We start from the raw sequence: 12,630 nt of genomic DNA, 5'->3' as shown, positions 1-12,630 counted from the left end.
GGATAGCAACGCGTTTTTTACTATAAATTAAAAGATTTTTTTGTTCAAGTTAAATTAAAAAAAAGTGTTTATTCTGCTTGATCAGGCCTGTATTTTAATAAAAAACCATCCAACCATCTGAAACAAAATGAGTAACGTTGATCTTTTTTGATGGAGATCGTTAATAATTTCTTATATTGTCTATCGAGAATCTATGGAGAAAGTAAGAGCATTTAATGAACATGAAGATTTTGAATACCTGGAAGGTATCAGGCAAAAAAATCATGTTGCCTTTACTACGCTATACAGCAAATATTTTCAGGGCCTGGTACTGGCATCCGACAGATATGTAAAGGAGCTCGACATAGCCAAGGAGATTGTACAAGAGGTTTTTTTACGAATGTGGGAACAGCCTTATAAACTTGATGAAACCGGCTCGTTAAAATCATACTTATACCGTACGGTTATCAATTATTCTCTCAATCATCTTAAAAGAGAAAAAAACATTAATCAGCATCATTTAAAAATTGCTAATCAGGCTACCTATGATTCTTTAGATGAGATACAGGAAGAACAGGAATTGAAAGTGTTAATTTTTAATGAAATTGAGCAATTACCGGCTCAATGTAAAAAAGTTTTTAAAATGAGCCGGTTTGAAGGTTTAAAATACCGGGAAATAGCTGTATTATTAGATATTTCGGAAAAAACCGTAGAAAACCACATGCTCAGGGCTTTAAAGATATTACGCGAGCGCATCTATGAAAAAAACGACATAAAAAACTCGCATAAGCTTAAAATTTTTATGTTTTTTTTATAAAGTAACCCCCATTACTTTTGACCACCAATACCCGTTGGTATTTATAGTACTGATACAGAGCTATTTACTCTTATTTTAATTCAAAGTTTCGTAAATATTATTTTTAAAATTTTTTTCTAAACCGTTAGGGGTAACCGTGTTACTTATTTGTTTAACTATAAATAATATCCTACATGAGCGACCAGGACGAATTTTTAAGAAAGATAGTACAATATTTAAATGACCCCCAAAATGGCGGGGTTAAACACGACATCGATTTGCTTATTCGGCAATCGCCTCAAAACAAGTTTGTTTATGATCAGGTCTTTTCGATATGGAATAACTCTTCTGACCAGCAAAAACTCAAACTTCTTGATAAAGACGAGGCAGTATCAGCAATTGAGAGCAAACTTGCCGGGCTTCCTCATATTGAATTAATAAGCAATGGTCATACAAAAAAATGGTTTAACCTCAACAGATGGGCCTTAACGGCGGCGGCTGCAGTATTATTGGGCGTGTTGGTTTTTTGGAGTTACACCCGGTATTTAAAAACCAATACTGTTTTAAAAATAACCCAAAACACGATCGACTCTGTCACACTTGCCGACGGGAGCAAAATATACCTTGATTATTATAGCGCTTTAAGTTACCCTGACAAATTTAAAGATGCTACCAGGGAGATCAGTTTAATTAAAGGGCAGGCATTTTTTAAGATCCATAGGGATACCACACACCCTTTTGTTGTTCAAATCAACCATTCGAGCGTAACTGTGCTTGGAACCTCGTTTAACATTAACAAGAGCGATAATAAAATAGTACTGAACGTAAATACCGGGAAGGTTAAATTCAGGCCTTCGGCAAATGAAGCAGAAGGTTCAATTTTATTTGCGGGGACCGGCATTGTTTATTATGAGACAGAAGGAAAGCAGGTTATTTTAAATTCTTTTGACCATAATGATCATGCCTGGCTAACGCATCAGCTTTATTTTGTTGATGCCTCGCTTACAGATGTATGTAAGCAGCTGGAGAGTTATTACAAGGTTAAAATAGCCTTAGCCGGAAACATCTCGGCTTTCAAAAAATTCAACGCCACTTTTAAAGACAATAAACTAAGCGAAATTATGGATGTATTAAAAGAAACCTACCCCATTAAAATTGAACGATTGGACGACACTTCAATTGTTGTACAGAGTATTAAATAACGGCAGATGATAAATTAAACTAAACACCACAACTATGGATCAAAATTTCTACAAGAAAAGAAAACTCAAAATCGAAATTTTTCTTCTCCTTTTAATGGCTCTATGCATGGCTTTCTCAAATGTTCATGCCGCCATTTCGCAACAAACCAAAACAGAGAAGCTCGAATTAGTGCTTAAAAAAATGGAGCAGAAATATCGGGTAAGTTTTGTTTATGACGCAACCGAAATCAACAAGAATCTCGAGGTTACACTTCCGGAAGAAGCAAAATCAGTTGATGTTTTATTGCAGCAGTTGAGCAATTATGGTATTGGTTATAAAATTATTGGCAACGAGGTGATTTTAAAGAAAAATGCTGCAAATAATTCAAAGGTAGCAGATATCACCGTTAAGGGGACTGTTTTTGAGAAACCGGCTGATGCAAATGCCAAACCCTTATCTCTGCCGGGTGTAACCGTGCTTGAAAAGGGAACCCACAACGCTGTTTCAACAGGTGCAAACGGTGATTTTCAGATCAATGTGAAGGCAGGGGCAGTATTGGTTTTTACAGCTATTGGATATAAAACTACCGAGGTAGCCGTAGGTACACAAACCAACATACGGGTTTTTTTACCGGTTATTGTTAATACGCTTAATGAGGTTGTTGTAACAGGCTACCAATCTTTAAATAAGGCCTTGTTTACAGGTTCGGCTACCGCATTAAAGGCCGAAGATGTTAAGCGTGACGGTATTACCGATGTAAGCCGTATGCTGGAAGGCCGCGTGGCCGGGGTATCGGTTGAAAACGTATCCGGAACATTTGGCGCGGCGCCAAAGATCCGTGTGCGTGGTGCAACTTCGCTTAGCGGTGATAATAAGCCGTTATTTGTTGTTGATGGTATTGTGTTAGAGGATGTGGTTAACATCTCTAACGAAGCATTGTCAACAGGAGATGCCAATACACTGATAGGCTCGTCGGTAGCCGGTTTAAACCCGGATGATATTGAGAGCTTCAATATTTTGAAAGATGCTGCCGCGACCGCGCAATATGGTGCACGTGCGATGAACGGTGTGGTTATTATCAGTACCAAAAAAGGTAAAGATACCAAAGGCAAGGCCAATGTAACCTATACAGGTGAGTTTACAAGCTTTTTAAAACCATCGTACAGCACGTATGATATCATGAACTCGGCCGACCAGATGAACGTTTACCTCGAAATGCAGCAAAAAGGCTGGTTAAATGAGGCAGCAACCGCCAATAATGCCAATGGTGGTGTGTTTACCAAAATGTTTAACACGATGTATAACTACGACCCGGCAACCGGCACTTTTGCTTTAAGGAACGATGCGCCGAGTCAAAAAGCGTTTTTGCAACCTTATGCTAACGGAAATACCAACTGGTTTGATGTGCTGTTTAAAAACTCGCTTCAGCAACAGCACTCTATAGGTATTATTGCCGGTACCGAAAGATCACAATTATATGCGTCAACCAGTTTTTTGAGAGATAACGGGTGGGCTGTTGGTAATAGTGTAAGCCGCTTTACGGGCAATTTGCGTGGTACGTTTAAGATCAACGATAAGTTAACATTGGAGTTGCTTACCGTAGGTTCGGTGCGCGACCAGTTGGCTCCCGGTACTTTGGGCCGTGTTAGCAACCCGGTATTTGGGCAGTACGATCGTGATTTTGATATTAACCCGTTTAGCTATGCCATTAATACCAGCCGCGTGCTAACCGCTTATGACCAAACCGGCAACCTTGAGTATTTTACCAGGAACTACGCGCCGTTTAACATTGTGCATGAGTTGCAAAACAATACTTTAGGCATAACCCAGGTTGATTTTAAAGGCCAGATGGGTGTGAAATACAAATTGTTTAAAGATCTGCAATATTCGTTTGATGGTGCTTACCGCTTTGTGAAAACTAACCAGGAGCATAAAGTTACCGAAAACTCAAACCAATCGCAGGCTTACCGGGCAGGTACTAGCCCGCCAAATGCCACGATACTGGATAACAACCGGTTTTTATACCGCAACCCGGATGACCCGAACGCTTTGCCGGTAACGGTACTGCCGTATGGTGGTTTTTATAACACCGTTGGTAATAATATTACCAATTACTACTTCCGTAACGCGCTGGATTACAATAAAACCGTTGGCGAGCATATATTTAACTTTTTTGCCACACAGGAGCTACGTTATATAGACCGCCAAACCGTAAGCTTTGATGGTTATGGTTACCAGTATGATCAGGGTGGTGTTCCATTTATCGATCCTAACATTGTTAAACAAAATGTGCAATCGAACCTGAACTATTACAGCAATCAATACGGATATGAGCGCTACCTAAGCTATCAGCTCCGCGGCGCGTACTCTTATAAAGGCAAATACAACCTTAACAGCACAGTACGGTACGATGGTTCTAACCAGTTAGGTGAATCAACAACTGCACGCTGGCTGCCTACCTGGAACGTGTCGGGCGCGTGGAACATTGATATGGAAGATTTTTACCAAAAGAGCAAGATCAGCGAGATCATGAACAGCGTAACCGTGCGCGCAACCTATGGTTTAGTGGCTTCGCCGGGAAATGCAACCAACTCCAGCCTGATATTACAAGCTCAAACTACCTACAGGCCATATATCAACGAAAAGGAAACCGCCTTATACATTAAGGACCTGGAAAACTCGCAGTTAACCTACGAAAAAATGTATGAGACCAATATAGGAACGGATATGGCCTTTTTTAACAATAAGCTTACGCTGACAGTTGATGTTTACAAAAGGAAAAGTTACGACCTGATAGGCGGGATTACCACCGGCGGTATAGGCGGGCAGTCAATTAAAATTGCCAATTACGCCGATATGAGTTCAAAAGGTATTGAGGTAACTATCGGGGCCAACCCTGTGAAGCTAAGAGATTTTAGCTGGAGCACAAATTTAAACTTTGCAAAAACAACCCAGGAAATTACCGACCTGAAAAGCCTGCCTACTATATTTGGCCTGGTGGGCCCGGATGGCGGTTCGCAATTGGGTTATCCATCACGAGGTTTGTTCTCTATTGATTTTGTTGGTCTTGACCATGCCACAGGTGTACCACGATTTATAACTGAAGAAGGTACTCCCGGTACTAACGTGTATCTGCAAAGTACAAAAACCCAATACCTTAAATATGAGGGCCCTATTGACCCTACTTTAACCGGCGGCTTTTTTAACTCGTTTAAATACAAACAACTATCATTAGGTGTGCTGGTAACATTCAGCGCCGGTAACAAAGTACGGTTAGATCCGGTATTTAAATCAAGCTACAGTGACCTGGATGCAACCTCGTCTATTTTCCTGAAAAGGTGGGAAGTACCTGGCGATGAGCTCAAAACCAATGTGCCTTCCATTATGGATCAGCGTACGGCAGCAAATGTTGATGGTTATCCTTATAACAACTACAACTACTCAACAGCAAGGGTTGCCAACGGCGATTTTATACGTTTAAAAACCGTATCGCTATCATACCTTATCAAACCGCAATTGCTGGCCAAAACAGGCTTAAGTTCCGCGTCAATAAGTTTTGCGGCTAATAACCTTTGGCTCATCTACTCGGATAGCGCGTTGAACGGAAAAGATCCTGAATTTTTTGGATCGGGTGGCGTTGCGTTGCCTAACCCACAACAGTTTACCTTATCATTAAAAGTTGGGTTTTAATTATGAACATCATGAAAAATATATATAGATCAGTACCATTCATTTTAATCCTGATATCCGCGGCGGGCTGTAAGAAATTTCTTGCTACGACACCCGATCAGCGGACACAGTTAACAACGCCGCAAAAGGTGGCCGAACTGCTGGTTACCGCATACCCGCAGGCAGATTATGCTACCTTTACCGATGCTGCATCAGATGGCGCGGAAGATAAAGGTGCTTTGGCTCAGAGCGTTGTTAAAGATCCGGTTAACGAAGACGCCTATTTATGGAGGGATGTGCGGAGTATCGACGTGGGTTCGCCAACCAATTACTGGAACGCGGCCTATACGGCTATCGCTTCCGCTAATGCGGCGCTCGATGCCATTAACAATGCCCCGGATCAAACACCTTACCTGACTTCAAAAGGCGAAGCGTTAGTTTGCCGCGCTTATGCCCATTTTATGCTGGCCTTGTTTTTTGCCAAGCCGTTTGATCCGGCCAGCAGCAATGAATCGCCGGGCATTCCGTACATTACCAGTCCCGAAAAGATCGTATTTGGCCAATATTCGCGCGGAACGGTAGCCTCTACCTGGGCAGCTATCGAACAGGACATGCTGGCCGGAATACCTTTAATTAAGGATATAGCGTATACTGTGCCTAAATATCACTTTAACGTAGCAGCGGCAAACGCTTTCGCGGCACGTTTCTACCTGTTTAAAAAGGATTATGCTAAAGTGATCAGCTATACCGCGGCCGCATTCCCCAACAATACTATTGCCGCCAATTTAAGGCCATGGAACACTACCTATAGTAGTGTATCTGCCAGCGACCTGCAGGTATTGTTTACACAAGCCACGCAGCCTCAAAACCTGTTACTTACCGAGGCACCCTCGGTGTGGGCACGTAATTTCCCTTTTTACCGCTATGGTTTCGGGTTAATGCTAAACGCGTATTTCAATACACCATTAGCTACAACAACGGCAACAACCGGCCTAACTGCCGAAGTAGTTTATTACTATAACGTGCCTAATTACACCCTGTTAAAATTTGAGGAAGAGTTTGTTCGCCAAAACGCTAACGCTACTATTGGAACCGCGTATACCATCTATCCGCTGTTTACTACTGATGAGTTGCTCTTGGAAAGGGCGGAGGCCTATGCTAACCTTGGCGGAGCATCATCCGACCTGGCTTTGGCAGATATCAATACCTTTTTAAGTACCCGCCTAACCGGCTATAATGCCACTACAATGGCGGTTACTTATGCTAAAATAGCATCAACCTTTGGCACTACCGATGTTAAGACCGGTTTAATAGCCTGTATTTTAGATTTGAAGAGACGCGAATTTATGCAGGAAGGCGGTGTACGCTGGTTTGACGAGATCCGTTTAAACCTGCCGGTGGTGCACAACATTAAAGCCAACGATAATACCAGCACTTACGTTACCTTACCTCCAAGCGACCCGCGCCGGTTATTCCAACTGCCAGAACAAGTTACCTTGTCAGGTGTACCATTAAATCCACGATAGTTAAAAAAAGAGCATATGAAAAAGATATTAAAAATAAACATACTTGTACTGATCGTGCTGGGCACGGTACTGAACTCGTGTAAAAAGGAGGCAGCCTTAAATGCCGATCTGAGTACGTTGAACCCGGATATCATCAGCAATACAGCGCTTGATACCTGGCTTGACGCCAATTATCTTACTCCGTACAACATCTATGTAAAGTATCGCTGGGACCCTTATGAAGCCGACCTGAGCAAGGACCTGGTACCACCAAAAGAATCGCTGGTGCAACCAACAATGGAAGCTGTGAGGGATATCTGGATCAAACCTTACGAAACTGTGGGTGGTGCTGATTTTATGAAGATCAACACGCCAAAACAGTTTTACCTGGTAGGCAGCCCATCGTATAACGATGATGGCACGATTACTTTGGGTACAGCTGAAGGCGGTAAAAAAATTGTATTGTACGTGATCAACAATTTTAGCAAAACCAATGCGCCAAACCTGCAGGAAATGATGCACGTTATCCACCACGAGTTTACGCACATCTTAAACCAAAAGATACCGTACAACCCGGCATTTGGTTTGGTAACGCAAAACGGGTACACCGGCAACTGGAACCTGGTACCTACCGCAACAGCACGTGCCAATGGTTTTATAACCAGCTATGCGATGTCTAATGCCCTGGAAGATTTTGCCGAAGAGGCCTCCATTATGCTTACCCAGGGTAAATATAAATACGAGGCTATAGTAACCGCCCAGAACACCACTTCGCAGGGGTTATTACGCACAAAGGAGCAATACGTGGTAAGCTATTTTAAAACCGCCTGGGGCATTGATTTTTATGCCCTGCAAACATTGGTATCTACCGCACGCGATAGATATGCCGCGCCGTTAAACACGGTATTAGGTACCGGAAAATCGTATACTACATTTGTTAATGCTCCTTTAACAGCCAATGCCTTAACACCACAATCAACAGAGTTTTTAAACGCCTGGAATACCGCTAAGGGCCTGATGACCACTTCCGGTTATACACTTACACAGTACCAGTTTATTTTTGGTGCGGGTACTTTAACAACGCTAAGAATGACCTTTACATCAGGGGCAACTACTTATAATGCCGATGTTGATTACAACTTAACTACCAATGGCAGCGGTATCAGTACATTTACCCTGGTAAGCCCGCAGCCTACAAGTACTAATTATGCTAATTATAATGTTGTTAAAACACAACTGGCGGCCATTACCAATTATATACAGAATAATACCTTCAAAATTGATTATGCTGCTACTAATCCATTAGGCACAAAAGGATTACCGGGTGCCATAGGCGCGTTTTATAAATCAACTGATGCTACGTCGTACATGATCGGCACACTGAACTAATACTAAACAGTTAAAAACATGAAAAAATATTTAATCTATACAGCGCTTGCATTAACGATATTATCGGCCTGTAAAAAAACCAATACGGTTGCGCCGGGAGATCTTCCTGAAGCAAGGGTTTCGGCAGCACTGGCTTTGTACAACACCACGCTTACCGGCAGTGCAAATGGTTGGAAAGCAGTTCTATTCCCCAAAGGTGGCGGGGTGTATTTGTTTTCGATGAAGTTTTCGACAACAAACCGGGTAAGCATGCTTTCGGATATCAATGCCACCACATCAACTACCGCGGTAGAGAGCTCTTACAAAATAAAACAGGAGCAGGCGCCGTCATTGTTGTTTGATACCTATAACTATATCCACTTGCTGTCCGACCCTGACCCTACCGTAATGGGCGGTAATGCCGGCACCGGGTTAAACTCGGATTTTGAGTTTTATTTTGATACGATTAAAGGCGATACCGTAAACCTGATAGGCAATAGGTTAGGCAGTAAGCTAATGCTGATCAAAGCGCCTACACCGGCTGCTTATAACTCGTTTGTTACCGGTACAGCGGTTGTAGCAAATCAACTATCGCAGTTGCGTACCTATTTTAAAAGGATGACCATAGGTGGTATTGACTGCGAGGTAAGAGTTGACCTGGCCAATAAAATATTAACGTTTAACTACCTCGACTCGAGCGGCAATTTAGTAACCGTTGTTGGTAATTTTTATGTGGATGGTGCGACAAACACCATTGTGTTTATAACTCCTGTTAAAATTGGCAACACAACGGTAACCTCAATGACGAACACATCTGCCGATGCCGTTAATCACCTGTTCATTGCTACTATTAATGGTACGGTTGTACAAATGCGCGAATCAATAACCCCGCTAAAATTAGACCTGACCTCGCCTAAAAGATGGCACGATCAGGGATTGCTCAACCCGAACACCACCTGGATAAGCAACACGGCTTTCCACTTAGGTGTTGATGATTATTGCAACTTTAAAAACGTACCCGGTTATTCAAGCCTTTGGTATGCCCTGCCGCCAGTATTTGGCAATGCTACATACGAAGGCATTATACCATTTATTAATAACAGCTTACCCGGACCATACTCAATATCAAGCTCGTTTAATACCTCGACGCCAGGGATAGGCCGCTTTATTTTATTAGGCAGCGGCGGCACCTTTACCGGTACCACTCCGGTAGCTTTAGCCATGACCCAAGCCCGGGCTCTGTTATATAACGGCGCCACAGGAGGCAGTTTCCAGGATTGGTACTTTATACAAACCAATGCCGGCGGCACAACCTTTGATATGGTAAGAGTGAGTGATGCCCAGTGTTGGATCAGCTGGAAGACACGATAGCTTTTAAGGCCCTGTTTATTAAATAATATAAACAGGGCTTTTTTTATTACACACCTTTGGTCCGCCTTTGTTTTTTCCCCGCTTTACAACTGTAATTTTTTATTGTTCACATTTAATAAAAATTAGTATGAAAAAACAAAAAGCTCAATTACTGATGATCGCTCTCATGGCGATTTTTTTTTCTTGTAAGAAGAACGACCAGGTAGGTCAGACTGCGGGAACAGGCCAGGAAAAGCAAATTACTGGCAGTAAAGACAACAAAAAAACTACTACTAATGACGGCGATGGCAATATTGGCTGTTCAACGGCATTTTTTGATCCACTCGGCGAACATTATCATGATATTGGTTGGGTAGAGGATTGTGATTTTGATGCAATATTTGGGTCGCCTGGTTCATTAGGAATACCAGGTACCGGAAATGGAGCTTCACACTCGTTATATCCTATATATATGCCACCGCCATTACATTGTGAAACTTGTCAAACCACTGCAATGGGGTATTATTTCTATTTATTGGGCTTCTCAGGTTCATCCGCACCTACAAGCTCCGATTTTACAGCGATGAGTACCCGGCTTGCCAGTTACAATGCTATAATACTGAGCATTTTTGGGGACCCCCTTCTCACGGGCCACGTAAACGTTCCGCCTGACGTATCTCCAAGGCGTGCAGCTATAGCAGCTTATACCGGTTCCATTACCTTGCCTTCGGGAGTAACAATGAGCGATTTTCTTGAGTATGTCGACTTTGCATATAGTAGGATTTTCGCTGTTTCAAGTACTTATACTATCCCGTTGTTTGGACCGAACTTTCTTACGTATACAGATCCGGTGGACGGCGTTGATAAGATCAATACCTTTGGCGTTAAAATATTAATACCTGCAGGTAACTTTGGGTTTGATATATTTGATAGAGACAATTTGAATAGATATGGGTCTGAAACTCCTTAATAGCTGGTGTTTTGTAGATGAATTGCGTCACCAAATAAATGGCCAATGTTGACCGGTTGGAAAACACTATAAACGGACAAATTTATCTGTTATTAAAAGCCTGGTATTCATTCATAGATACCAGGCTTTTTAATGTAAACTTAGATAGCCTGTAGTTGTAACTTTAAATAAATATGTGTATATTTAAGCTAAGCGCGAGGCCTGGATCAATGATTGAAGGATTGATTTTTGAATGATTGAATGAGAAGAGTATTTGAAATATTTCTTACAATTTCCCCCCTGCGGAAGAACAAGGATTGAATGATTGATTTTTGAATGATTGAACGGAAAATCATTTTTTTAAATACCCATATTTACCCATATTCCGTTTTAAGGCACAAGTTAAGCCACCGCACAGCCAGCCCTTAAACTTGCGCCAGTAGTGGGAAGAATAGGTGAAAAATTTCTTACAATTTCCCCCCTGTCTCCGTCGGCCGGCGAATAGCAATAAGCGGTTTTGAAGCATTGCAAATTTGATAATTTAGCACCGGTAAATTATCAAAAAACACCGATAAATACCTATGTTTCGTGGATTTTGGTTGCGAAAATGACAATGTTAAATGAATGAGGTAGTTAGTTTAGGCTCGCTCCTGGCCAGGCAATTTCTAATCGTCAAGTCCTTTGCCGTTCAAAATTTGCGGGATGCATTTTTCAACCCTTGCTTCGCGGGTTTTGGCTTGTTTTGGTGCGGCAAAATACAGGTAATATCCTCTTTGCCGTCCGGGTGTTAACGCCTCAAAAGCAGTTTTTAAAACGGGCATTGCATCTAATTTAGTTTTAAACTCTTCGGCAACCGTAAACTCTGTCGTTTTTTTGAGTTCTACTTTCAAGCCTGCTTTTTCTACTTCAATGGCTTCAAAAATGTAAGTTTTGATAACAGGCGCCATCTCGGATATTTCCTTTAAAGCCGTGAACCTCATCTGCCGGGCAGCCTGTACATTTTTGGTTTGCTGTATCAGGATATGGTGGGCATCATTTAACAAAGCGCCTTTAAAAAATAAAAGCGCGCAATATTCTTTAAAGTCGTGTATCAAAACAATGTTACTTTCCCCGAGTGTATAGCATGGACATCCCCATTTCAATTCTTCGGTGAGCCCGCAATCCAGAGCGATCGTTCTTAATTTCCCCACTTCCTGCCGCCACTTTTGGGCTTTGTTAAAATAGAAATCAACCTTCGGATTCATACTACATTTGGTTATACTATGTTATTTAAACTTTTAGCAATCCACGGAAACCCCTGGCGGCATAGTAGGATTCGGCCCCGTTGTGGTATAAAAATACCGTATTGTAGCGCCGGTCGCAAAAAACGGCCCCGCCAAGTTTACGGATCTCATCAGGCGTTTTTACCCAGCTCGATGTTTTGGTATCAAACTTACCGAGTTTCTGTAAAGCACGGTATTGTTCCTCGGTTAACAATTCAATACCCATAGCGGCTGCCATGTTAACAGCACTATCAGCAGGTTTATATTCCTTGCGGGATTCCAGTGCTTCGCTGTCATAACAAAAACTTCTGCGGCCGGCCGGGCTTTCGGCCGAGCAATCGTAAAAAACATATTCGCCTGTTCTTTCATCATAGTCAACCACATCGGGCTCGCCGCCTGTGCGCTCCATTTCGTTAAGCGACCATAGCTTTGCAGCATTAGCCTCCAGTTTTGTCTGTAATTTATCCCATTTCACATCCGGGTGGCGGTTCATGTTCTTTTCAAAACGTGTCTTTAGTGTATGGAGCAATTCTTCGCTTTGCTCTGATGATAATGTAGCTTTCATAATGA

The 12,630-nt window shown here is 42.1% G+C and carries 9 protein-coding genes; 7 read left to right on the top strand and 2 right to left on the bottom strand.

Annotation, left to right across the window (positions count from 1 at the left end; genetic code table 11):
• Positions 1 to 193: 193 nt before the first annotated feature.
• The 7 genes from ACFGVR_RS06825 (at position 194) to ACFGVR_RS06795 (ending at position 10,819) form a co-directional block, all read left to right on the top strand.
• The gene (locus ACFGVR_RS06825; RefSeq protein ID WP_448701974.1) at positions 194 to 796 is read left to right on the top strand and encodes an RNA polymerase sigma-70 factor; all 603 of its coding nucleotides are present in this window, start codon (positions 194 to 196) and stop codon (positions 794 to 796) included.
• Positions 797 to 969: 173 nt separating this feature from the next.
• Positions 970 to 1,977, top strand: coding sequence for a FecR family protein (locus ACFGVR_RS06820; RefSeq protein ID WP_448701973.1), 1,008 nt, complete (start codon positions 970 to 972; stop codon positions 1,975 to 1,977).
• Positions 1,978 to 2,083: 106 nt separating this feature from the next.
• Positions 2,084 to 5,647: a SusC/RagA family TonB-linked outer membrane protein gene (locus ACFGVR_RS06815; protein ID WP_448701972.1), complete on the top strand. Its 3,564-nt coding sequence runs from the start codon at positions 2,084 to 2,086 to the stop codon at positions 5,645 to 5,647.
• 11 nt (positions 5,648 to 5,658) lie between these two features.
• Entirely contained in the window at positions 5,659 to 7,152 is a 1,494-nt protein-coding gene (locus tag ACFGVR_RS06810; protein ID WP_448701971.1) for a RagB/SusD family nutrient uptake outer membrane protein, read from the top strand.
• A 15-nt stretch (positions 7,153 to 7,167) separates the two neighbouring features.
• The gene (locus ACFGVR_RS06805; protein ID WP_448701970.1) at positions 7,168 to 8,520 is read left to right on the top strand and encodes a zinc-binding metallopeptidase; all 1,353 of its coding nucleotides are present in this window, start codon (positions 7,168 to 7,170) and stop codon (positions 8,518 to 8,520) included.
• Between the two features lie 18 nt (positions 8,521 to 8,538).
• A complete protein-coding gene (locus ACFGVR_RS06800; protein ID WP_448701969.1) occupies positions 8,539 to 9,870 on the top strand; it encodes a DUF4302 domain-containing protein in 1,332 nt (443 codons plus the stop codon).
• 127 nt (positions 9,871 to 9,997) lie between these two features.
• Positions 9,998 to 10,819 (top strand): hypothetical protein, encoded by an 822-nt coding sequence (locus tag ACFGVR_RS06795; RefSeq protein WP_448701968.1) that lies wholly within the window; start codon positions 9,998 to 10,000, stop codon positions 10,817 to 10,819.
• Between the two features lie 644 nt (positions 10,820 to 11,463).
• On the opposite strand, the gene ACFGVR_RS06790 is transcribed toward ACFGVR_RS06795, so the two are convergent.
• Positions 11,464 to 12,042, bottom strand: coding sequence for a YdeI/OmpD-associated family protein (locus ACFGVR_RS06790; protein WP_448701967.1), 579 nt, complete (start codon positions 12,040 to 12,042; stop codon positions 11,464 to 11,466).
• 25 nt (positions 12,043 to 12,067) lie between these two features.
• Positions 12,068 to 12,625 carry a DUF4256 domain-containing protein gene (locus tag ACFGVR_RS06785; protein ID WP_448701966.1) on the bottom strand — a complete coding sequence of 186 codons (558 nt, stop codon included), beginning with the start codon at positions 12,623 to 12,625 and terminating at the stop codon, positions 12,068 to 12,070.
• Positions 12,626 to 12,630: the final 5 nt, after the last annotated feature.

This window comes from Mucilaginibacter aureus, assembly GCF_053514885.1.
Note: the sequence above shows the minus strand (reverse complement) of the source record. Positions and strands in the feature narration are given on the sequence as shown.

Coding starts and splice junctions, on each gene's coding strand:
- ACFGVR_RS06825 (WP_448701974.1), top strand. CDS start 194: ATGGAGAAAGTAAGAGCATTTAATGAACATGAAGATTTTGAATACCTG.
- ACFGVR_RS06820 (WP_448701973.1), top strand. CDS start 970: ATGAGCGACCAGGACGAATTTTTAAGAAAGATAGTACAATATTTAAAT.
- ACFGVR_RS06815 (WP_448701972.1), top strand. CDS start 2,084: ATGGCTTTCTCAAATGTTCATGCCGCCATTTCGCAACAAACCAAAACA.
- ACFGVR_RS06810 (WP_448701971.1), top strand. CDS start 5,659: ATGAAAAATATATATAGATCAGTACCATTCATTTTAATCCTGATATCC.
- ACFGVR_RS06805 (WP_448701970.1), top strand. CDS start 7,168: ATGAAAAAGATATTAAAAATAAACATACTTGTACTGATCGTGCTGGGC.
- ACFGVR_RS06800 (WP_448701969.1), top strand. CDS start 8,539: ATGAAAAAATATTTAATCTATACAGCGCTTGCATTAACGATATTATCG.
- ACFGVR_RS06795 (WP_448701968.1), top strand. CDS start 9,998: ATGAAAAAACAAAAAGCTCAATTACTGATGATCGCTCTCATGGCGATT.
- ACFGVR_RS06790 (WP_448701967.1), bottom strand. CDS start 12,042: ATGAATCCGAAGGTTGATTTCTATTTTAACAAAGCCCAAAAGTGGCGG.
- ACFGVR_RS06785 (WP_448701966.1), bottom strand. CDS start 12,625: ATGAAAGCTACATTATCATCAGAGCAAAGCGAAGAATTGCTCCATACA.